The sequence below is a fragment of the Rothia sp. HMSC065B04 genome (assembly GCF_001812285.1).
GTDB classification, from domain to species: domain Bacteria; phylum Actinomycetota; class Actinomycetes; order Actinomycetales; family Micrococcaceae; genus Rothia; species Rothia mucilaginosa.
The window spans coordinates 212,724-234,495 of the sequence record NZ_KV808410.1; the positions used below are offsets into that span (position 1 = coordinate 212,724).

Consider the following 21,772-nt stretch of genomic DNA (forward strand, 5'->3'; position numbering starts at 1 on the left):
AGGTGGTGCTCTACCAACTGAGCTACAACCGCATATCAGCGTATTCAATTTGAATCATTCCGTTGGAGTTTTTCGCTCCGTCGTGCTGACAGGTAAATACTATACGGGGTTTTTGAGTGTTTGCCAAATCCTTTGTGGATCATCTTGTGTTCCGCGTGTTTCCGGGGCAGAACGGGGTATTTGGGCTCGTTTTTGGGGTGCGCGAGCAAAATTTATTTTCATGGTGCCGGTCACATTTTTGGGGTTTTGGGGTGATTACTGTTCCCGTGAGGGCAGCGGAGGGCACACATTGTCCGCCACGATGTCTGCAGAACGTCCACAAAATTTTTCACAAGGACACGAAAGGAGGGGTGGGGAACCAGGTTCCCCGCCCCTCCCCTATGAAATCTGCATCAGAAATCCGCACCGGCAAAAACGCCAGGCTCATGTTTTTCTGGAGTCTCTAGAGCTCTTCGAAGAAGAGGCGTTCGTAGACCTTGCGGGCGTTGCGGGTTTGGCGCAGGTAGTCCTCTTCGAGGGCGCGTGCGCTGCCGGCCGGGTATCCGCACCAGCGGGCGATTGCTTCCAAGTCGGCGCGTCCCGAGGGTAGGGTGTCGGATTGGCGCACGCCGCGCAGTACGTTGCCGCCGCGGATCTTCGTGGCGAGTAACCAGGCGCCACTGAGGATTTCCGCATCCGCAGCATCGACCAGTCCCGCCTCAACCGCCGCATCCAGCGCCTTCAGCGTGGAGGTGGTGCGCAGCTCCGGCACGGCGTGTGCGTGGCGCAGCTGTACGAGCTGGACCAGCCATTCCACGTCGGAGAGGCCGCCGCGGCCGAGCTTGAGCTGGCGGGTGCGGTCGGCACCGTGAGGCATGCGTTCGTTTTCAACACGCGCCTTCATGCGACGAATCTGCTGCACCTGCTCGGGCGTGAAGGTTGCCGGGTAGCGGTACGGGTCGATGAGCTCCACGAATGCCTCGCCGAGCGCCTCGTCGCCGGCGATGGGGCGGGCGCGGGTGAGCGCCTGGAACTCCCAGGTTTCCGCCCAGCGTTCGTAGTAGGAGCGGTAGGAGTCCAGCGAGCGCACGATAGCGCCCTGCTTGCCTTCGGGGCGCAGGTCGGCGTCCACTTCGAGGGGCCGTTCGGCGCGAATGGCGGGCTTGACGGGCTGCTTGAGGAGCGCCAGGGTGCGATTGACGATACGTGCCGCCTGTTCCTGTGCGGCGTCTTCGTCGGCCCCGTCGAGGGGTTCGTGGACGAACATGACGTCCGCGTCGGAGCCGAAGCCGTTCTCGGCGCCGCCGAGGCGGCCCATGCCGATGACGGCGATGCGGGTGAGCAGCTTCTCCCCCGCTGTCTCCTCAGCTTCGGCGGGTTCGGCGCCTTCCGGTGCCGCCTGGAGTTCACGCAGGGCAATCTGTAGCGCCGCACCGATCGTGCACTCGTCGATGGCGGCAAGACCGGCGCAGGTGTCCTCAACGTCGACGATGCCCAGGGTCCAGCCCATGGCGGTGCGCAGGGTTTCGCGGCGGCGCAGGTAGCGCACGGCGCGCATCGCCTCGGCGGCGTCCGCGTGGCGTGCCAGCAGGGAGGAAATCTCGGAAGCGAGCGCTTCTTCCCCCAGCGGTTTGAGGTCGGCGACCTTGTCCAGCCAAGCGATGGAGGCGGAGGCATCCTCGAGCAGGTCGGTCATGAGGCGCGAGCTGGAGAGCAGCTGACTCAGGCGCTCAGCGGCGGCCGGCGAGTCGCGGAGCATGCGCAGGTACCAGCTGGTGCTGCCGAGCGATTCGGAGACGATACGGAATCCGAGCAGGCCGGCGTCCGCGTCCACACCGCGGGCGAACCAGCCCAGCAGCACGGGCATGAGGTGCCGCTGAATGTCTGCACTGCGGGAAAGACCCGTGGTGAGCGCCTTGATGTGACGCATGGCGCCGCGCGGGTCGCGGTAGCCGAGGGCTGCAAGACGGTCCTGTGCCGCCTGTTCGCTGAGTACCACTTCGTCGCGGCTGAGCGTGGAGACGGCGGCGAGCAGCGGGCGGAAGAAGATTCGCTCATGCAGTGAACGGACGTTCCGTTTAATTTTCTGCCAAGCCTTGAGCATCTGCTCGGCGGAGAGCGTGCCGTTGCGTTCCGGGGAAAGGATCGAGCGGGCGAGGGCGCGCTGTTCGGCGTCCTTCTCGGGCATCAGGTGGGTGCGGCGCAGCTGCTGCAGCTGGATGCGGTGCTCGAGCACGCGCAGCTTCTTGTAGTCGCGGCTGAATGCTTCGGCGTCGGTGCGGCTAATGTAGCTGACGGCGGTCAGCGCCGCGAGGGAATCCACGGTGGATTTGGTGCGCACAGCGGGGTCGGTTCGACCGTGCACGAGCTGCAGCAGCTGCACGGTGAACTCGATATCGCGCAGGCCGCCCGGGCCCAGCTTAATCTGGCGGTCCACCTGGTTCGAGGGAATATTGTCGGTCACCCGGGCGCGCATCGCCTGCACGGATTCCACGAAGGATTCACGGGCGGCGGACTCCCACACGAAGGGGTCAATGGCGCGGGCGTAGCGGGCACCCAGCTGCGCCGAACCGGCGATGGGGCGCGCCTTGAGCAGCGCCTGGAACTCCCAGTTTTCCGCCCAGCGCTTGTAGTACTGAACGTAGGATTCGACGGTGCGAACGAGCGGGCCGTCCTTGCCTTCGGGGCGTAGGTTCGCGTCGACTTCCCAGAGGGCGGGTTCGGGTGCGGGGCCCATGATGGCGCGGGTGAGGGCGTGCACGAGCTCCGTGCCGATGGTGGAACATTCGTTCTCGGTGAGCTTGAGCGGGGTGCTCTCCCCTTCTGCCCCGGCATGAGGCGCGGCGCCAGCGGTGGCGGGTTCCACGGGCGCAACCACGTACACCACGTCAACGTCAGAGATGTAGTTCAGCTCGCGGGCACCGCACTTACCCATACCGATAATCGCCAAGTCCAGGGCGTCTACGGCTTCGCCTCGGCGAGGAGCCGCCAGGCCGGGGCCCAGCCCCTCCGCCACTTCGGTGCGGGCAATGGCGAGTGCACCCTCCAGCGCGGCGGCAGCCAAATCGGCGAGGTGACGACCGATGGTGGGCATCATTTCGACCGGGTCTTCACAGCACACGTCGAGCAGGGCGATGCGCGCCAGGGCGGCGCGGTAGGCGACGCGCAGGGTCACGTAGCCGTCTTTGCCGGTCTGCTCGGCGGCAGCGCGCGGACGCTCCGCGTGGGGGTCGGCACCGAGGGCGGTGAGGATGTCACGGCGGTAGGGGGTGTCCAGCGGTGCGATGGGGGTCAGGAATTCCCCGTCGGTTTCCGGCAGAATCGACGCCGGGTGCTGGGAGCGAATCAGCGCGCTCTCAGCCGGGTACACCTGCGTGTCGAAGAGCGGGTCAATGTGTTCGGGGCGGCGGTAGAGAAAATCGCCAATCGCCTGGGATGCGCCGAGCAGGCGGTACATGCCGAATTCTTCTTCGCCGCGGTTGGCGCGTTCGGCGACCGCCGGGTGCTTCTCGATGAGGCGCACGAGGGCGGGCAGGGCAATATCCGGTGAGGGCGCGAGGCGCAGCCCGGCAAAGAGCGCATCCTGCGAGACGTGCTTCAGTTCGGGTGCGTTGAGCCAGCGTTCTGCCTTGGAGGGGTCGTGGAAGCCGGTGGCAATCATGCGGGTGCGCAGGCGTAGCTGAGCTTTGCGTTCGGCTTCGGCGCGTTGCTCGTCGTCGAGTGCGTCGGGGGCGATATCGGTGAGCGGTTTGGGTTCTTTGGCGGGGTCGATAATGCGGATGAGCCCGGTGGCCGGGTAGTGGGAGCTGTCAGTCATAGCGTGAGAACCGTGGGTAGAGAACTGGGGTTAGAGAACTGTGGGTGGAGAGTAGATCCGGGGTGGAAAGTATAAATTTCGCCGGCAAAAATCAGCGGCTAAAAATCGGCGGTGAACGGTGCAGCTGATAGTTGCGTTTGATAGACCTGTGGGCGGTACCCACCGGCGTGCTACCGGTAGCGGATACCGCCCTGAGGCTGTCAGCGCTCACTCATCCTATGAGGTGGTGAGAGGGTCCAGCCCTTAGAGGATTCCAAGGTTGTGCTTGAGCTCGTAGGGGGTCACCTGAGCCTGGTACTGGTCCCAGTCGGCGCGCTTATTGCGCAGGAACTGCTCGAAGACCTGCTCGCCCAGAACCTCCGCCATGAACTCGGATTCTTCGGTGATATTGATGGCTTCACGCAGGGACGCGGGCAGCGGGTTGTAGCCCATGGCGCGGCGTTCGGCGTTGGTCATGGCGGCGAGGTCTTCGGTCACGGCGGGCATGAGCGGGTACTCGTTTTCGATGCCCTTCAGACCTGCGGCGAGAATCACCGCGTAGGCGAGGTACGGGTTCGACGCCGAGTCCAGGCCGCGGTACTCGATGCGGGCGGACTGCATCTTGTTCGGCTTGTACAGGGGCACACGCACGAGGGCGGAGCGGTTGTTGTGGCCCCAGGAGACGTAGGAGGGTGCCTCGCCGCCGCCCCAGAGACGCTTGTAGGAGTTGATGAACTGGTTGGTGACCGCGGTGAATTCGGGGGCGTGCTTGAGCACACCGGCAATGAAGTGGCGTGCGGTCTTGGACAGCTGGTATTCGGCACCGGCTTCGAAGAATGCGTTGGTGTCGCCTTCGAAGAGGGAGAAGTGGGTGTGCATGCCGCTGCCGGCGTACTTGGTGAAGGGCTTGGGCATGAAGGTTGCGTACATGCCGAGCGAGTAGGCGACTTCCTTGATGACGGTGCGGAAGGTCATGACGTTGTCGGCGGTCTGCAAGGCGTCGGCGTGGCGCAGGTCGATTTCGTTCTGTCCGGGGCCGGTTTCGTGGTGGCTGAATTCGACGGAGATGCCGACTTCTTCGAGCATGGTCACTGCCTTGCGGCGGAAGTCCTGCACGATGCCGCCGGGAGTGTGGTCGAAGTAGGATTCGTGGTCCACGGGCACGGGGAAGCCGTCGGCGCCGAGCTTGGAGGACTCCAGCAGGTAGAACTCGATTTCGGGCGAGGTGTAGCAGGTGAAGCCCATCTCCGCGGCCTTGTTGAGCACGCGCTTGAGCACGCCGCGGGTGTCGGAGGCGCTAATCTCACCGTCGGGGGTGAGCACATCACAGAACATGCGGGAGGTGTAGTCTTCCTCGCCGCGCCAGGGCAGGATCTGGAAGGTGGAGGGGTCCGGCTGCAACAGCATGTCGGATTCGTAGATGCGGGAGAAACCCTCAATCGAGGAGCCGTCAAAGCCCAGGCCCTCATCGAAGGCGCTTTCTACTTCAGCCGGTGCGAGCGCCACGGATTTGAGGGTGCCGACCACGTCGGTGAACCAGAGGCGGATGAAGCGGATGTCGCGCTCTTCGATGGTGCGCAGTACGAATTCCTGTTGGCGGTCCATGAGTTGCCCTCTCGGTGCGGGCGCGCATCCGCGTGGTACCCGTCTGCGGGTGGCGGAGGCGCGCTAAATTTGCTGCCGAGGTGAAGAAGACCCTGTTGCGGAAGGTCCTGCATGTCCCTTGGGGTTCCAAGGGGTTGCGGCGGGTTGTGTACCAGCGGTGCTGGCGCCTCCTTGCCCCGGCGTGTGTCCTGTTGTTATCTAGCCTATCGGGTTCTGCTGTGTGGCGGGCGGGTGGGAGGTTTCGTTTGTGTAAATTCTCGCTTGTGTCTCGCTCGTGCGCCTCGGTAGTTCAGGTTCTGGGCGGTGCTGGGGCCGCTCCCCTGCTCTTTTCCCCTGCCCTCTGATCCCCCGTTTTTCTGCGGTGCGGGTCTAGGTTGTGCCCAGATAGTCGGCAGATGACGGTTCGCGGGGCGTGTACGGGTGCGCCTTGAGATAATGGGAGCATGCTACATTCCATTCTTCTTTCCTCGACCGTACAGCTTCCGCTGGCGCAGATTCCCCTTGCGACCAGCATCGTGGCGGCTGATCCCACCGGTTTAGAGTGGCTGCTAATCATTGCGGCACCGGTTGTTTTCTGCGTTGTGTACCTAGCGTGCATTATGGCGATTGCGGCGTTTGGTCCGCTGGTCATGAGGAACAACAAGTCTGGCGGCACGACCTACCTGCTGGACCGCCCCTCCCGCGTTGCATTTAGGACTCGCACCGTGGCGTTGTGGGCGCTGGTTGGTGCGTTTGTGGAGCTTCTTTGGCTCGGTTATACGGGTCGTTTGGGGTCGAGCGCGGCTATTCCGGTCATTATTTTTAGCTGGTCGTGGAAGTACACTTTCTTCTTCTTGCCGCTGCAGCTGATTCGTGCCTGGTATGTGCACGCAAGCCGCGGCAAGTATGATGCGCTGTCGGCTGAGGGCGCTCAGCGCCGTGAAAAGCTGAACCGTAAGAGCGCTTACGAAGTGTCGAAGATGATGCAGCGTAACCCGCAGCAATTCGCCATGAGCAAGGAGCTGCATAATCTGGCGCGCGGTCAGAAGATCGCGGGCGTGCGTCCGTTCCAGAACCTTGATGAGGCAGGCAAGAAGCGCCGCACGAACTATACGGTGGAGTTGGCTGTGGCGCTCATGCAGGCGCGTGCCATGAACCCCGGCAAGCTTCCGTCGGAGGCGTTCGGTGAGAGCATCCTGGGTATGGGCGTTGGCATTGCTTCTGATCGGGCGGTGGAGCAGACCTGGCTGACTCTGTGCACGGAGCGTGTCAACGCGCCGGATGCACCGAATTACCCGGATTCGCTGTACCCGGTTGCGGCTCGTTTTTCGCTGTTTACCACGATGTCGCTGTTGCATCCGGTGATGGGTCGCCCCTATTCACCTTTCACCGCGCCGGATGCTCGTCGTTTCGTCCCCCGTGATTTCTCGGCGGATACTGTGCTGTTGAAGACTGAGGAGCTGGGCAAGAAGGCTCTGGCGCAGAGCGCTATTTTCCGTCAGATTCATGAGCGTCTTTTGCCGTTGCATCAGCAGCAGCCTCAGCTGGTGGATGGCCGCGCCCTGGCGTATTGCGGTGCTCTGCTGGTAAGCGTGGCGAAGGCGGAGGCGGAGAGCCAGCGGTTGACGCACCAGATTCTGGCGACGGCGGCTTCTGAGCGTGGCATCCTGTCTTTTGGCGTGTTCTCGCAGATTTCTGAGGATTATCAGTGCGTTCAGCGTCTGCTGAATCTGATGGTGAAGGCTACCGCGGACGTTGAGCGTTTCATCAACGCGGTGGAGGCGCTGGTGCAGATGCATTCTGGTCCGGTTCAGCCTTCCGGCATTGCGTACGAGAAGGTGCAGATGGAGTACATCGCTGCTCTTCTGGACGTTATTGTCTTCTCTTCGCACGCCCCGCTTGCCGGTTCTATTCAGGCGTCTTACGCCCTGCTGAAGGCAGACTATGAGGCGTTTACTTTCAACACCACCGATGAGCTGAGCCGCAGTTACTGGCTGCAGTACGCGAAGAACGCGGTGAACGCCTGCGATACGGGCCTGTCTCAGGGTTATGAGGGTTTCTTCGGCGCCGATGATGAGGCGAAGAAGGCGTGGGAGTCCTACGCGGAGGACGTCGTGAAGGAAGTCTGCGCCTACTCGGTCACCCAGGTCTACTGGGATGCCCTGGTACAGCAGGCACTCATTCAGCGTGATCTGCCGCGTGAGTTTAGTGATGCTTCTTCCGCTGTTCCGGAGCTGATGAATAAGAACGCTGCTGCGTCGTTCCCGACCTACTACATCAACCTCATCTGGAACTAGGGACAGTTCCCTCGTGGTGAGCGGTACGCCAGGTTGGAGCCGTGCAGGGTTAGAATAGTCAGCATGACTACTGAGCGTTCTTCCGAGATCTCTTCGCCCTACGCGGCACAGCCTGCCGCTACCTCCGCGGATGCTCCCGCACCCGCTTCTGCTTCGAAGCCTTTTGACCTGGATACCGTCAAGAAGGTGCGTACCGTTCACCTGGCGCAGGCTAAGGCGACCGGGCAGAAGTTCTCCATGCTGACCTGCTATGACGCTCTGACCGCGCAGATTTTTGATCGCGCGGGCATCGACATGCTGCTGGTGGGCGATTCCGCGGCGAACGTGGTGCTCGGTTACGAGTCGACCCTGACCATCACCCTGGATGAGATGATTCCGATGGTCGCGGCGGTTTCTCGCGGTGCGTCCCGCGCCATGGTGGTTGCTGACCTGCCGTTCGGCTCCTATGAGCAGTCGCCGCAGCAGGCGGTGGCGAGCGCTGTTCGCCTGATGAAGGAGGGCGGCGCGCACGCGGTGAAGATTGAGGCGGATGCGTCGATGACCGAGTGGGTTCGTGCCCTGGTGCGTACCGGTATTCCGGTGGTGGCGCATGTTGGTTTCACCCCGCAGTCGGAGCATGCCCTGGGCGGTTTCCGTGTGCAGGGCCGCGGTGATGCGTCTGAGCGTGTTCGTGAGGATGCGGTGGCGCTGGCTGAGGCTGGCGCGTTCTGCGTGCTGATGGAGATGGTGACTACCCAGACTGCGCAGCTGGTGGATGAGGCTGTGGGCGCTGTACCGACTATTGGTATTGGTGCCTCGAATGTGACGACCGGTCAGGTGCTGGTGTGGCAGGACATGATGGGTGTTCGCGCCGGTCGCGTGCCGCGTTTTGTGAAGCAGTTTGCGCAGGTCGGTCAGGTCATGGAGGACGCTGCGCGTGCTTATCGTGAGCAGGTTCGTTCGGGTGAGTTCCCGGCGGCTGAGCACACTTTTGAGTAGGCTTTAGGCTGAGAAGAAAAGCTTGAGATAAAAGACCCCCGTATCCGGTGCTCCGGGTGCGGGGATCTTTCGTCTCAGACTGTATGTCTATTGGGCGGCGTGCGCCTTGAGCAAGGCTGAGGGCGTTGGGCAAGGCTGAGGGCGTTGGGCAAGGCTGAGGGTGCTCGTTCTTTAGAGCCAGCCGCCGTCCTTTTCCCAGGCGTCGTTGCGTTCGCGGGCGCGGTCCATGGCGTGTGCCGCCTCCTCGTAGGTTTTGAAGGGGCCCCACAGGGAGGTGACGGCGCTCTGCTGGCCGCGTTCAACCTCGCCGGTTTTGAGGTTGTACCAGTACTCTTCGGGGTGCGGGCTGGTGGATTCAGTCGCGGAGTTCAGGGTCTTTTCGACCGCCGATTCGATGGCTTCGCTCAGGTGGTTTTTCTTCTCACTCATGGTTTCTCCTTCGACGGTGAGGGGTTGGTGTTTCTAGCTTCTCACGCGCGTAGGTTCGTGGCAATGAGGCGGGTGGAGCTTCTCACGGCGTTTCCCCTCCACGGTCTTCCGCCCCGGTCTTCCGCCTCTGCCTTCCACTCCGGCTTTTCACCCGCGTAGTTTTGCCGCTAGCGTGCATGAAATTTTATTCACAATCTGGGAAAAAGGTACGGCTTGTGTATCCGCCGCTTTTTTAGCGCCTGAGCAAGGGACACAACCCGCCCACGCCCGGTAAGATGAAACTATGTCTTCAACCAAAACGAATACTTCGCACAATCTTCCTGCAGAGCCCGGTCGAGCACCCGTGGGTTGTCTGACCCCCGGACGCATCACCCCCATGCGCCCGGTCCCCTCGCACATTGTTCGCCCCGAGTACGTGGGTAAGCCCACCGCCAACGAGGGTAACGACTCGAACATGTACACCCCCGAGGAAGTTGAGCGGGTTCGCGCAGCCGGCAAGATTGCGGCAGGCGCCATTGTTGAAGCATCCAAGATTTGCGTGCCCGGCACCACCACCGACGAGATTGACGTGCTGGTCCACGAGTACATTTGCGACCACGGCGCGTACCCCTCCACCGTGGATTACCGCGGCTACCCCAAGTCCGTGTGCACCTCCCTGAACGAGGTCATCTGCCACGGCATCCCGGACTCCACCGTGCTGGAGGACGGCGACATCCTCAACCTGGACGTCACCGCATACCTGGACGGCATGCACGGCGATACAAACAAGACCCTACTCGTCGGCAACGTGGACGAAGAGTCCCGCCTGCTGGTTGAGCGCACCGAAGAGTCCCTGAACCGTGCGATTAAGGCTGTGAAGCCGGGCCGCCAGATCAACGTGATTGGTCGCGTCATTGAGAAGTATGCGGCACGTTTCGGTTACGGCGTGGTTCGCGACTACACCGGTCACGGTGTGGGTCGTGAGTTCCACTCGGGCCTCATCATCCCCCACTACGATGCGGCACCCGCCTACGACACCGAGATCCGTGAGGGCATGATTTTCACGATCGAGCCCATGCTGACCCTTGGCACCATCGAATGGGACCTGTGGGATGACGACTGGACCGTGGTCACCCGCGACCGCAAGCGCACCGCGCAGTTCGAGCACACCCTCGTGGTGACCGCTGACGGCGCGGACATCCTGACCCTGCCCTAAGCCCAGCACCTCACTTTTATATCAATTCACCCACTGACAAGCCCGCCCACTCCCCTAGGTTACACGGCAGTAGGCGGGGCGAAAGAGAGAGAAAACCATGAGCGAATACGCAGAACCCGGCGTCATCAACGAGCTGCCCGCCCCCACCCCCAAGGACCTGCAGATTGGTGTGGACATTGGAGGTACCGGCATTAAGGGCGGTATCGTCGACCTGCGCACCGGTAACCTCGTGTCCGACCGTTTCCGCATTGACACCCCCAAGCCTGCAACCCCCGAGGCTGTGGCTGAGGTTGTACGCCGCGTAGTGGATGAGCTGCAGGGCCGCGACCTGGCACCGGACCCCGAGTCCGCTGTCGGCATCGACTTCCCCGCAGTGGTGAAGAACGGCATGGTCTTCTCCGCAGCGAACGTGGACGACTCCTGGATCAACACCGACCTGGAACAGGTCATGAGCGAGGCTCTGGGCGGCCGCACCGTCTACGGCCTCAACGACGCTGACGCAGCCGGTCTGGCTGAGGCAACCTACGGCCAGGGCCGTAACCGTGACGGCCTGATCGCTGTCATCACCCTGGGCACCGGCATTGGCTCCGCCCTCATCAACGACGGCGTGCTGATCCCGAACACCGAGCTGGGCCACCTGGAGATCGACGGCCACAACGCCGAGTCTCAGGCTTCTGCCCGTGCCCGCGAGGTGCACGAGCTGTCCTGGAAGAAGTACGGCAAGCGCCTGTACCGCTACTTCGAGCACGTTCAGATGCTCTTCTCCCCCGACCTGTTCATCATCGGCGGCGGCATCTCCAAGAACCCGGAGAAGTTCATGCCCTACTTTGAGGACCAGATTCGTACCCCCATGGTCATGGCTGCCCTGCGTAACAACGCGGGTATTGTGGGTGCGGCACTGTGGGCTGGCGGCATGCTGCAGGAACGCAAGCGCCGCGGCGAAGCGTAAAGTGTAGCTACAGCTAAAGGGGCTGTTCCTGAGATAGATATCTCGGGAACAGCCCCTTTTTATATGCCGCCGCTCATGTAGCGGCGGCTGAGCTCATTAGCTACTGGGCTGGCCAGTTACTGGGCTAGCTAGTTACTGGGCGATGCGGTCCTCACGCAGACGCGCAATCGCCTCCTCAAAGTCTTCAAGGTTCTCAAACGCCTGGTACACGCTCGCAAAACGCAGGTAGGCGACCGCGTCCAGCTTCGACAGCGGCTCCAGGATGGTCAGACCCACCTCGTGCGCGTTAATCTCCGCCAGACCGCGAGCACGAATCAGCTCCTCAACCTCCTGGGCGAGCTTCGCCAAATCATCCTCACCCACGGGGCGGCCCTGGCATGCCTTACGCACGCCCGCGGCAATCTTCGAACGGTCAAAAGGCTCGGTCACGCCGGAACGCTTAATCACCGAAATGGTGGTGGTTTCAACGGTCGTGAAGCGGCGAGCGCAGGAGGTGCACTGGCGGCGGCGGCGAATTGCGGCGCCGTCATCGGTGGTGCGGGAATCCACCACGCGCGAGTCGGTGTGCTTGCAATAGGGGCAGTACATTCGTTTCTCCTTGGCTGGGCGCGCTAGCGCCCGCGTATACAGCGCTCAAGAATATTTATACCTATTCTACCGTGATATACAGCGGATACACCGTATGTTGTGAGTGAATATACGCTCAGGGTGGACTCTGCTATGCAGAATCCACCCTGTCATTCCCCTCATAGGGGCGTGTTGTTAGCGTCGAATGCAGCTCGGACCGAAAATCGTCTTGATTTCACCGAAGAGGCTCGGGTTCGGTTCCACGCGCACGCTCGCATCCAGCAGCACCAGCTGCTCCTTATCGCGGGTACGCACGAGCATGCGCACATCCGCGGTGCCCTTGTGGTCGCGCAGGGTCTCCTTCAGCTCCTTCAGGTTCTCCTCGGTCACCAGGTACTCGGGTACCACGATGGTGATGGGTGCGGCGCGGCCGTCATCGCTGATTTCCAGGATCTGCAGTTCCTGCGCGCTCATGTTCACGCTGCCGTCGTCGCGGCGCTGCACGCGGCCACGAATCGAGCAGATGAGGTCGTCCGCCAGGGCGGCGCCCATCGTCTCGTAGGCGCGGGAGAAGAACATGACCGTAATGGTTGCGCCCGAGGGGTCTTCCAGCTCCACGGAGGCGTACTGGTTACCGCTGGACTTGGCAATACGGCGCGAAACGCCGGTGAGCATGCCCGCAACGGTGACGGTTTCGCCGTCGCGCACGTGCGAGTCTTCACCAATGATGTCGTGCACCGAATGGCTTGCGGCATCCGAGAGCGCACGTTCCAGGCCACGCAATGGGTGGTCCGAAACGTACAGGCCCAGCATGTCACGCTCAAAGTTCAGCTTCTCACGGCGGTCCCACTCGGGCACGTCGGGGATGGTCACCGTCAGCTCATCACCCAGGGCGTCATCCATGCCGAGGGAGCCGAAGAGGTCGAACTGACCCGCCGCTTCCTTACGTTTGACCGCTACGGCTGCGTCCACTGCCGCCTCATGAATGAGGGACAGCGAACGGCGGGTGTGGCCCAGGTCGTCGAAAGCGCCCGCCTTGATGAGCGACTCGATGGTGCGCTTATTGCACACCTGCAGCGGCACCTTCTTCAGGAAGTCGTTGAAGGACTCGTAGCGGCCCTTCTCCTCGCGGGCGGCAATCATGCCTTCGACCACGTTCGCGCCCACGTTACGGATCGCGCCCATACCGAAGCGGATATCGTCACCGACAGGGGCGAAGGTCAGGGTGGACTCGTTCACGTCCGGCGCGAGCACGGTAATGCCCATGGCGCGGCACTCGTTCAGGTACAGCGCGAGCTTGTCCTTGTTATCGCCCACGCTGGTCAGCAGCGCAGCCATGTACTCCTGCGGGTAATGCGCCTTCAGGTACGCCGTCCAGTACGACACCAGACCGTACGCAGCCGTGTGTGCCTTGTTGAACGCGTAGTCAGAGAACGGCAGCAGAATATCCCAGAGCGCCTTAATAGCGCCCTCAGAGTAGCCGTTAGAAATCATGCCGTCGTGGAAAGTAGCGTACTGCTTATCCAGCTCCGCCTTCTTCTTCTTACCCATCGCACGGCGCAGCAAGTCTGCCTCACCCAGAGTGTAGTTCGCGACCTTCTGAGCAATCGCCATAACCTGCTCCTGATACACGATCAGGCCGTAGGTGGTGTCCAGAATGTCCTTCAGCGGCTCTTCCAGCTCGGGGTGGATCGGCTCGATCTCCTGCTTACCGTTCTTACGCAGAGCGTAGTTGGTGTGCGAGTTCGCGCCCATCGGGCCCGGACGGTACAGCGCCAACACTGCCGAAATGTGCTCGAACTCCTCGGGCTCCATGAGCTTGAGCAACGAGCGCATCGGGCCGCCATCGAGCTGGAACACGCCGAGGGTATCGCCGCGCGCCAGCAGACGGTACGATTCCGGGTCGTCCAGTGAGAGGGATTCAAGGTCCAGGTCGATGCCTCGGTTAGCCTTAATGTTCTCCACCGCATCAGAGATGATGGTGAGGTTACGTAGACCCAAGAAGTCCATCTTGATCAGACCCAGGCCCTCACAGGTGGGGTAATCGAACTGGGTGATGACCTGGCCGTCGGCTTCGCGGCGCATCACGGGGATCACGTCCACGAGGTCCTTGCTGGACATAATCACGCCCGCAGCGTGCACGCCCCACTGACGTTTCAGACCCTCCAGGCCCTTCGCGGTTTCAAAAACCTGGCCGTAGATCTTATCGACCGGGTCCTCAATGAGGGCGCGCAAATCTGCCGCCTCGGCGTAACGCTTATCCTCTTCGTTGTACACGTTCGCCAGGGCAATGTTCTTACCCATGACGTCCGGCGGCATCGCCTTGGTGAGGCGCTCACCGACCGAGTACGGCTGGTCCATCACTCGGGAGGCGTCCTTGAGCGCCTGCTTCGCCTTAATGGTGCCGAAGGTGACGATCTGCGCGACCTTCTCTTCACCGTACTTTTCGGTTACGTAGTCGATGACTTCGCCGCGGCGACGATCGTCAAAGTCCACATCGAAGTCGGGCATGGAGACGCGGTCGGGGTTGAGGAATCGCTCGAAGATCAGGTCGTGGTCGAGCGGGTTCAGGTCGGTAATACGCATCGCGTACGCGACCATGGAGCCTGCACCGGAGCCACGGCCGGGGCCCACGCGAATACCGTTGCGCTTAGCCCAGTTGATAAAGTCGGCGACCACGAGGAAGTAGCCGGGGAAGCCCATGGAGGTAATAACCCCCACCTCGTACTCTGCCTGCTTGCGCACATTGTCGGGAACGCCCTGTGGGAAGCGGTAGTGTAGGCCCTTCTCGACCTCCTTCACGAACCAGGATTCCTCGTTTTCGCCCTCGGGCACGGGGAAGTTCGGCATGTAGTTCGCCTTGGTGTTGAACTCCACGTTGCAGCGTTCAGCGATTTCGAGGGTGTTCTCGCACGCGCCGGGAATGTCGCCGAACAGGGCGTACATTTCTTCAGCCGAGCGCAGGTAGAAGTTATCCGCGTCGAACTTGAAGCGCTTGGGGTCGGTGAGGGTCGAGCCGGACTGCACGCACAGCAGCGCCGCGTGGGCGGTGTGGTCTTCCTGGCGGGTGTAGTGCAGGTCGTTGGTCGCCACGTAGGGCAGGTTCAGCTGCTTGGCGAGGCGGTGCAAATCCTCCTGCACGTTGCGTTCAATGTCGAGGCCGTGGTCCATGACCTCGCAGTAGAAGTTGTCCTTGCCGAAGATATCGCGGAAGTCGCTCGCCGCCTGAATTGCTTCGTCGAACTGGCCCAGGCGCAGGCGCGTCTGGATCTCGCCGGAGGGGCAACCGGTGGTAGCGATCAGGCCCTTCGAGTAGGTCTGCAACACCTCACGATCCATGCGCGGCTTGTACAGCTGACCTTCCAGCGACGCAATCGAGGATGCACGGAACAGGTTGTGCATGCCCTCGGTGGTTTCAGCCCACATGGTCATGTGGGTGTACGCGCCACCACCGGACACGTCGTCACGGGAGCCGTCGCCCCAGCGCACACGCGAACGGTCGGTGCGGTGCGTGCCGGGGGTCAGGTACGCCTCCACACCGATAATGGGCTTGATGTCGTGCGCTTTAGCCTGGCGCCAGAAGTCGAAGGCACCAAAGAGGAAGCCGTGGTCACTGGTCGCCATGGACTTCATGCCGAGTTCTTTAGCGTGGGTGAACAGGTCACCCAGGCGCGCGGCGCCGTCGAGCATGGAGTACTCGGTGTGCACGTGCAGGTGCGCAAAATCTTTGGTTGCCACGGATATCTCCTGAAGATGTGGGCTGGAGGATGGGCGGTGAATGTGAAGCTGTATGCGGCAGCCAGCGGGCGGCTATAGTTGCCGAGCTGTCTAGCCGAGCTGAACTTTGCCCTCGCGCAGAGCGGTCAGCGCATAGGACAGGTCGAGCGGGTACTCGCTGGTGAAGGTCACGCGCTCTCCGGTACCGGGGTGGTCGAAGCCCAGGCGGTGCGCGTGCAGCCACTGTCGGGTCAGACCCAGTTCGGCGCTAAAGCGCGGGTCGGCGCCGTAGGTCAGGTCGCCGCAGCAGGGGTGGCGCAGCGCAGAGAAGTGCACACGAATCTGGTGGGTGCGTCCGGTTTCTAGGTGCACCTCTACCAGGGATGCGGGACCGAAAGCTTCGAGCACATCGTAGTGGGTGATGGAGTTGCGTCCGTCTTCGACCACTGCGAACTTCCATTCGTTGCCGGGGTGGCGACCGATGGGTGCGTCGATGGTGCCGCGCAGCGGGTCGGGCAGACCCTGCACGAGGGTGTGGTAGACCTTGTCCACGGTGCGTTCCTTGAAGGCTCGCTTGAGTTCGGTGTAAGCGCGTTCGCTACGGGCTACGACCATCAGGCCGCTGGTGCCCACGTCCAGGCGGTGCACAATGCCCTGGCGTTCTGCCGCGCCGGAGGTAGCAACCGAAATGCCCTCGCCCATGAGCGCGGAGATGACGGTGGGGCCGTGCCAGCCGGGTGAGGGGTGTGCCGCCACGCCTGCGGGCTTGTCCACCACAACGATGTCCTCGTCCAGGTGCACGATGCGGAAGCCATCCACCTTTTCGGGGCGGATGTCCGCCAGATCGCGCGGTGCGGGTGCATCCACGACGACCTCGTCCCCTGCGGAAAGCTTGTAGGACTTGCCGATTTTCACGGCCTTGCCGTTGTTGGTCACGGTCACATGGCCGTCACGAATCCACCCGGAGGTGCGGGTGCGCGGCGCGTCGAGGGCACCGGCAAGCGCGGCGTCCAGACGCATACCGGCGAGCGCGCCTTCAACGGTGAATTCGGCGCGGATGCGTGCCGTATCTTCGGCGGCGTTGGTGGTTTCGCTCATGCGGCTCTCCTTCGGGTGGTGTTTGCTTAGGTTGTCTGTGTGAGGGGTTGTCTGTGTGAGAACGTCTTAGTAGGCACGTGTGTCGGCAACGTAACCGTCGGCGCGTATGCCGGAACGGGGAGCTACTTGGCGCTCTTCTCTGCCGCATTCTTGTCGTCAGCCTGCACACGGGTTCCGTTGAGGTTCAGGCCCTTGAAGTTCAGCAGAACGATGAACGCCATGCACACGCAGATTGCGGAGTCTGCAATATTGAAAATCGCGAAGTTCGGCACGGAAATAAAATCAACCACGTGACCGGAACCGAAGCCGGGCTCACGGAAGAGACGGTCAAAAAGGTTGCCGCAGATACCGCCGAGCAGACCGCCCAGCGCGAGGGTCCAGGACAGGGCGCGGGTGCGGCGCAGCAGGTACAGCACCACGGCTGCGGCGGCAACCATGACGAGCGTGAAAATCCAGGTGACGTTCTCGCCCATGCTGAATGCGGCACCGGAGTTACGAATCGAGTACCACCACAGTAGCCCGTCAATAACGGTGATGCGCTCCCCCAACTGCATCTGGGTGACGACCAGGTATTTGGTGCCCTGGTCGATAGCGAACACGACGGCGGCAAGCACGAGCGCGAGGATGCTCGCAGAGCGAGCCGAGAGGATGCGCACGCGGCGTCCGTCAGCCTTTGTAGCGGTGTGTGAGACTGAGGATTCAGCAGTCTTGGGGGTGTTGGTCATAGCTCTCCTCTAGTCTGTGCCGGTTGCTACGCGCCCGAACGCAAACCTGGTGCGGTACCGTTCGATAGTGCCCCTCTAGCTTAGCAAATCGGGGTAGTGCATCGAGTATTCGGCGGTGATGTGGCGGGTGCTCTCCCCCGCTTCTCATCCTGTGTTCTCAAGCCGGGCGGAGCAGGTATGAGAATACCGCCCGGTTCTCTCCATCTTCCCCGGTGAATAGCGGTGGAAGAGAAAGAATCCGGGCGGCATACGCCTCAAAGCGTCGTTAGCTCATTCAAGCGAACTGATTTATGCGGAAGCCTCAATGGACTTGAGGTTCTTCAGCTCCTGAACCTGTGCATCCAGGTGCTGCAGCAGCTTGGAGCGGTAGCGGCTCTCGAAGCCGCGCAGAGCCTCAACAGCGATCTCCAGTTCTTCCTTCTCGTCGGTGAGGCGAGAGAGAACCTCTTCGCGCTGCTGCTGAGCTTCGCTCACCATAGCGTCTGCCTTCCTCTCTGCCTCTTCAATCAGTTCAGCCTTAGCCTTCTCGCCCTGTGCCACGTAGTCGTCGTGAACCTTCTGTGCCATAGCAAGCAGTGCTGCTGCATCCTGAGGTGCTGCTGCCGGCGCTGCCGAGGACTGTGCGGGTGCCACAGCCGCTGCGGGGGAATCGGGAGCGTTTGCGGAGAGCTGCTCGACCTGACGCTCCAGAGCGTCACGCTCGGAGTACAGTGCGCGCAGTTCGACAACGAGCTCGTCCAGGAAGTCGTCGACCTCGTTGCGGTCGTAACCGGACTCTTCGGTGACGATCTTGAAGCTCTTAGTGATCAGGTCTTCGGGGGTGATTGCCATGGGCTTCTCCTCTGGGTATCCCTACGGGGTTTGGTGGTGATGTTGAGTGCCGCGGATTCACCAGCCAGATAGGGCGTGGCCCCAATATTTTAGGGTCCCGATGATTCAGGGCATGGTTATGCCGCGATGCAGTCGTTGGCACCAATTCTACTATTCTTTGGTTTCTGTGCCCGGTTATACGTCGGTTGAATCGTAAAATATTCGCTCGGCGCAAGGGTGGGATTCACCACGCGCTGCGTTTATCCCTATCCCCGCCGTAATCAAGCTCGATATCTGCTCGCGGGTGCATTTCGCATGATTCGACGCCGGCTGTATTCGTCTATCCCCCCTCGCGGGAGGTTCTTCTCGGCCCAGAAATTGGGTACAGAAAACCCCGCCAGCACGTCATCCCATGTCAGGATGCCAAGCGCAAGCGGGGCTCTCATGCCTAGTTCTCGTATCTCTCCGATGGAGGGGCCACATTAGGACAGCTTCGCGGTAATCGTCGTCATGATGTTCAGCAGGAAAGACAGCAGAACAATCAGAATCAGAAAACCGGTATCCAACGCAACGTTACCCACACGCACCGGCGGAATCAGACGACGCAACAGGTTCATCGGCCAGTCCGTCACCGCGTACACGCCGCTAGCGAAGAGCAGAACGATGCCCTTCGGGCGCCATCCCGGAGCGAACATGCGTACCCAGTCAAAGAGCATGCGCAGCAGCATGGAGACGTAGAGAACGTACAGAATAATCGTAATGAGGGCGAAAATATAACCCATCTATCAGTCCTTAGCCCTGGTCGAAGGGGAATTCGCCGTCGGTCTCAAAGCCGGCGGGAACCTCGGAGTTAGCCACGCCCAGAACCTCCAGGTTGGAGGGGGTCAGCAGGAACACCTTAGCGGTGACGCGCTCAATGCGGCCCTCCAGTGCGAATGCCAGACCGGATGCGAAGTCCACCAGGCGCTTTGCGTCTGCGTCGGGCATTTCTTCCACGTTCATAATCACGGGGATGTTTTCGCGGAATGCCTCACCAATGATCTTTGCGTCATTGTAGGAGCGGGGGTGGATAGTGGTGATACGACGCAATTCGTCCTCTTCTTCCTCGTAACCGTAGGTGTATCCGTTGGTTTCTTCGGGCTCGTAGCCCTGCTCGTAGTAGCCGTCGTTGGAGTACGTATCGGCGTACTGCTCGGTGTATTCGGTATTCGGCACCGGGGTGTCCTCCCAATTGTCTGCGCTGGCATCGTCCCAAGTCTGTTCGGTTTCTGCCAGATCAGCTGTGGTTTCAGGTGTATGAGCGGTGGCGTATGCCGCTGCATCTACGGTTGCTCGTCCGTCGGCAGAATCTTCTGCGTCCAGATACTCGGTTTCTGTACCGTCATCGTAGCTATCAGCCTGCAGGTACTCTTCCTGTTCAGTATAGGCGGGTTCGTCCTGCAGATGGTAGGTTTCGCTCTGCGACTCGGCATCGCTGTACTGTGCCGAGCCGGGCAGTGCTGAGAGCCTGTTAGCGCTGTCGGTCTTCTGTGCTGTAGCAGCCTGCCCTGCGGAGGCGTTTGCCTCCCGGCGGGAATCAGCCTGCACAGCCTGCGGGGATTCTTCCGGCGTCGTCTCAGCGTCCTGGTATCGTTCCAGGCCGAGGAAACCCGCCAGACGGCTTTGTTTCGCCATGATTCTCTCGCTGTTCTTTCACGTTGGTGGTGTACAGGTTCTGCCGTAGTGCGTCATCAGAAGGTGTGTGCGTAACGGTACGCCATGCACCGGCATGTATATATTACCAGCGCCCACCCCGCGCAGGCGGTCAAGGGCACCGATGATTATGCCGCCGGTCCGTACCGAAAGTAGCTCAGCACTCAAAAGTAGCCCAGCGCTCGAAAAGGCTACGCACGGCGCGTAGCTTAGGCGAGGCTAAAGCGCCGGGCGCTTACCCATGATGTCGCTACCCACGCGCACGCAGGTCGAACCCCAACGCACCGCCGCTTCCAGGTCGCCGCTCATGCCGGCGGAAATCTCGGTCGCGTGCGGCACCTGCTCACGCACCAGCGAGGCCAAACCGTAGAGCTTCTCAAACGCCGCATCCGGGTTCATGCCCAGCGGCGCCACCGCCATCACGCCACCGCAGCGCAGGTGCTCGTGATTCTCGATGCGCTCCACCAGCTCCAGCAGCTCGGAGGCGCTCGTACCGCCGCGCGCGCCCTCAGCGGCGTGGCCAGCCGTCGCAACCTCCGCCAGGGACACCTGCACCAGGCAGGTCAGCGCGCCCTGCTCCGCTGCAGCGGGTGCGGGTGCCTCCCCCGCCTCAAAGCGGGAGAGCTGGTTTGCGTACGCCTTCGCCAGCGCGTCCGCCAGGGAGGGGCGGTCCACCGAATGCACACTGGAGGCGTACTTGACCACAGACTTCGCTTTGTTCGTCTGCAGCTGACCGATAAACGCCCAATGCGGGGGCTGCACCTCACGCTGAGCACAGTATGCGGCAAGCTCGCGAGCCTTCGCGCTCGCCTCCTGGTCGCGGTTCTCACCGAAGAGGGACACTCCCCCATCCAGCAGCGCCGCCGCATCGGAGGCGGGGAAGAACTTCGTAACCGTCACCAGCTGCACCGGGGCGCTCGCCTCGGTACGCACGGCGCTGTGGTCCTGCTCCGCGGTGCGGATACGCTCAAGCACGCGGCGGTAGTTCTGCAGCAGCTGCTCGGCGCGTTCGGGAGTGTACTGCAGGTTCTCTTCTACGTTCATTTCAGACATCTTCTCTCCTTCAGCGGCTCTCTATCTTTAGCGGCCCTATCTTTAGCAGCTCTAGGCGGCAGGCTCTGCCGCCTTCTCAATCCACACCAGACCCGCGATACGGCCCGGCTTCTCACCGCGGTTCGTGAACCCGCGATGCGAATACACCTCGGGCTCCTCAAACGTGCACTGCGCACAGTCCATGCTCACCTGCACACCCGCCTCCTCCAGCACGGCGCGGGCACCGGCGGGCAGATCCAGGCCGGGGGTCTGCTGGCTGGTCACCGAATGCACCTGCGGAATCAGCTCGGTGGACTCGGTGCGCATCGCCTCGGGCACCTCGTAGCAGCTACCACAGATGCTCGGACCCAGCCACGCGGTAATTTTCTCCGCACCGAGCTGACGCATCCGCTGCACGGTCTGCTGGAGCACGCCATCGAGCAGGCCGCGGCGGCCAGCGTGAGCCACCGCCAGGATAGGTTGCCAGTTCGCGACCCGCTCACCCACCAGCACCACGGGAATGCAGTCCGCCACCATAATCGCCAGGGGCACGCCCTCACTACTAATCGCCGCATCGGCGACCGGGGAGTTCTCCAGCACCGCGCGGGCACGCTCAACCGTACGCTCCTGCGGGGCACCGGGCGCGTAGGATTCCACCGCGTAGTCTTCCGGGTAGGCAATCTGCACACCGTGCACCTGGTTCAGGTAGAAGAATGGGTCGGTACCCAGCGCTTCTTCCAGGGCGGCACGGTGGTTGAGGGTGCGCACCCGGGAGGCGTCCATACCGCCGCCGAGCTCATCGTCCACGTGCAGGCCCAGGTTGCCCGCCGCGCGGGAGGTGAAGCCCACCCGCACACGCCAGGGGCCCAGAGTGAGGGTATCGGCAGAGGCAAGTAGCGAAGGTTTGGGATTATCGCTCATCTT

Annotated in this window: 15 protein-coding genes and 1 pseudogene; 4 read left to right on the plus strand and 12 right to left on the minus strand. The window is 61.9% G+C overall.

Going from position 1 to position 21,772, the window contains the following annotated elements; translation table 11 throughout:
• Nucleotides 1–442 precede the first annotated feature (442 nt).
• Complete coding sequence (locus HMPREF2845_RS08230; protein WP_210394535.1) at nt 443–3,796, minus strand: bifunctional [glutamine synthetase] adenylyltransferase/[glutamine synthetase]-adenylyl-L-tyrosine phosphorylase; 3,354 nt, start codon at nt 3,794–3,796, stop codon at nt 443–445.
• 243 nt (nt 3,797–4,039) lie between these two features.
• A complete protein-coding gene (gene glnA, locus HMPREF2845_RS08235; protein WP_049362897.1) occupies nt 4,040–5,380 on the minus strand; it encodes a type I glutamate--ammonia ligase in 1,341 nt (446 codons plus the stop codon).
• A 443-nt stretch (nt 5,381–5,823) separates the two neighbouring features.
• Between glnA and HMPREF2845_RS08240 the strand changes: the two genes are divergently transcribed.
• Nucleotides 5,824–7,656 carry a geranylgeranyl pyrophosphate synthase gene (locus tag HMPREF2845_RS08240; RefSeq protein ID WP_070634437.1) on the plus strand — a complete coding sequence of 611 codons (1,833 nt, stop codon included), beginning with the start codon at nt 5,824–5,826 and terminating at the stop codon, nt 7,654–7,656.
• Between the two features lie 63 nt (nt 7,657–7,719).
• A complete protein-coding gene (gene panB / locus HMPREF2845_RS08245) occupies nt 7,720–8,634 on the plus strand; it encodes a 3-methyl-2-oxobutanoate hydroxymethyltransferase (RefSeq protein WP_070634438.1) in 915 nt (304 codons plus the stop codon).
• Between the two features lie 171 nt (nt 8,635–8,805).
• Here the strand turns inward: panB and HMPREF2845_RS08250 are convergent, their stop codons facing one another.
• Nucleotides 8,806–9,063, minus strand: a complete 258-nt coding sequence (locus tag HMPREF2845_RS08250) for a hypothetical protein (protein WP_080975560.1) — start codon at nt 9,061–9,063, stop codon at nt 8,806–8,808.
• A 283-nt stretch (nt 9,064–9,346) separates the two neighbouring features.
• Here HMPREF2845_RS08250 and map point away from each other — a divergent pair, with 283 nt between their 5' ends.
• A complete protein-coding gene (gene map / locus HMPREF2845_RS08255) occupies nt 9,347–10,258 on the plus strand; it encodes a type I methionyl aminopeptidase (protein ID WP_005506520.1) in 912 nt (303 codons plus the stop codon).
• Nucleotides 10,259–10,355: 97 nt separating this feature from the next.
• Nucleotides 10,356–11,207 (plus strand): polyphosphate--glucose phosphotransferase, encoded by an 852-nt coding sequence (gene ppgK / locus HMPREF2845_RS08260; RefSeq protein ID WP_049340710.1) that lies wholly within the window; start codon nt 10,356–10,358, stop codon nt 11,205–11,207.
• A gap of 132 nt (nt 11,208–11,339) precedes the next feature.
• Here ppgK and nrdR read toward each other — a convergent pair whose 3' ends face one another.
• The 9 genes and pseudogenes from nrdR to HMPREF2845_RS08305 all read right to left on the minus strand — a co-directional run bounded on the left by nrdR (nt 11,340) and on the right by HMPREF2845_RS08305 (nt 21,769).
• On the minus strand, nt 11,340–11,795 hold the full coding sequence (gene nrdR / locus HMPREF2845_RS08265; protein WP_005506525.1) for a transcriptional regulator NrdR: 456 nt from the start codon (nt 11,793–11,795) through the stop codon (nt 11,340–11,342).
• A gap of 174 nt (nt 11,796–11,969) precedes the next feature.
• Nucleotides 11,970–15,512, minus strand: a complete 3,543-nt coding sequence (dnaE, locus tag HMPREF2845_RS08270) for a DNA polymerase III subunit alpha (protein ID WP_070634439.1) — start codon at nt 15,510–15,512, stop codon at nt 11,970–11,972.
• 90 nt (nt 15,513–15,602) lie between these two features.
• Entirely contained in the window at nt 15,603–16,589 is a 987-nt protein-coding gene (locus tag HMPREF2845_RS08275) for an RluA family pseudouridine synthase (RefSeq protein ID WP_070593465.1), read from the minus strand.
• Nucleotides 16,590–16,711: 122 nt separating this feature from the next.
• Complete coding sequence (gene lspA / locus HMPREF2845_RS08280; protein WP_141747360.1) at nt 16,712–17,314, minus strand: signal peptidase II; 603 nt, start codon at nt 17,312–17,314, stop codon at nt 16,712–16,714.
• Between the two features lie 288 nt (nt 17,315–17,602).
• Nucleotides 17,603–18,145 carry a DivIVA domain-containing protein gene (locus HMPREF2845_RS08285; protein WP_049352995.1) on the minus strand — a complete coding sequence of 181 codons (543 nt, stop codon included), beginning with the start codon at nt 18,143–18,145 and terminating at the stop codon, nt 17,603–17,605.
• A gap of 461 nt (nt 18,146–18,606) precedes the next feature.
• Nucleotides 18,607–18,906: a YggT family protein gene (locus HMPREF2845_RS08290; RefSeq protein ID WP_005507764.1), complete on the minus strand. Its 300-nt coding sequence runs from the start codon at nt 18,904–18,906 to the stop codon at nt 18,607–18,609.
• A gap of 10 nt (nt 18,907–18,916) precedes the next feature.
• Nucleotides 18,917–19,228: pseudogene (locus HMPREF2845_RS09430) on the minus strand (cell division protein SepF); the annotation flags it as partial.
• Nucleotides 19,229–20,035: 807 nt separating this feature from the next.
• Nucleotides 20,036–20,869, minus strand: coding sequence for a YggS family pyridoxal phosphate-dependent enzyme (locus HMPREF2845_RS08300; protein WP_070634441.1), 834 nt, complete (start codon nt 20,867–20,869; stop codon nt 20,036–20,038).
• Between the two features lie 51 nt (nt 20,870–20,920).
• The gene (locus HMPREF2845_RS08305) at nt 20,921–21,769 is read right to left on the minus strand and encodes a purine nucleoside phosphorylase YfiH/LACC1 family protein (protein ID WP_070634442.1); all 849 of its coding nucleotides are present in this window, start codon (nt 21,767–21,769) and stop codon (nt 20,921–20,923) included.
• Nucleotides 21,770–21,772: the final 3 nt, after the last annotated feature.

Bases quoted from the DNA above. Each gene is read 5' to 3' on its own strand.
- HMPREF2845_RS08305 (WP_070634442.1), bottom strand. From the start codon at position 21,769: ATGAGCGATAATCCCAAACCTTCGCTACTTGCCTCTGCCGATACCCTC.
- HMPREF2845_RS08275 (WP_070593465.1), bottom strand. From the start codon at position 16,589: ATGAGCGAAACCACCAACGCCGCCGAAGATACGGCACGCATCCGCGCC.
- HMPREF2845_RS08290 (WP_005507764.1), bottom strand. From the start codon at position 18,906: ATGGGTTATATTTTCGCCCTCATTACGATTATTCTGTACGTTCTCTAC.
- HMPREF2845_RS08230 (WP_210394535.1), bottom strand. From the start codon at position 3,796: ATGACTGACAGCTCCCACTACCCGGCCACCGGGCTCATCCGCATTATC.
- HMPREF2845_RS08285 (WP_049352995.1), bottom strand. From the start codon at position 18,145: ATGGCAATCACCCCCGAAGACCTGATCACTAAGAGCTTCAAGATCGTC.
- nrdR (WP_005506525.1), bottom strand. From the start codon at position 11,795: ATGTACTGCCCCTATTGCAAGCACACCGACTCGCGCGTGGTGGATTCC.
- ppgK (WP_049340710.1), top strand. From the start codon at position 10,356: ATGAGCGAATACGCAGAACCCGGCGTCATCAACGAGCTGCCCGCCCCC.
- glnA (WP_049362897.1), bottom strand. From the start codon at position 5,380: ATGGACCGCCAACAGGAATTCGTACTGCGCACCATCGAAGAGCGCGAC.
- map (WP_005506520.1), top strand. From the start codon at position 9,347: ATGTCTTCAACCAAAACGAATACTTCGCACAATCTTCCTGCAGAGCCC.
- lspA (WP_141747360.1), bottom strand. From the start codon at position 17,314: ATGACCAACACCCCCAAGACTGCTGAATCCTCAGTCTCACACACCGCT.
- HMPREF2845_RS08300 (WP_070634441.1), bottom strand. From the start codon at position 20,869: ATGTCTGAAATGAACGTAGAAGAGAACCTGCAGTACACTCCCGAACGC.
- panB (WP_070634438.1), top strand. From the start codon at position 7,720: ATGACTACTGAGCGTTCTTCCGAGATCTCTTCGCCCTACGCGGCACAG.
- HMPREF2845_RS08250 (WP_080975560.1), bottom strand. From the start codon at position 9,063: ATGAGTGAGAAGAAAAACCACCTGAGCGAAGCCATCGAATCGGCGGTC.
- HMPREF2845_RS08240 (WP_070634437.1), top strand. From the start codon at position 5,824: ATGCTACATTCCATTCTTCTTTCCTCGACCGTACAGCTTCCGCTGGCG.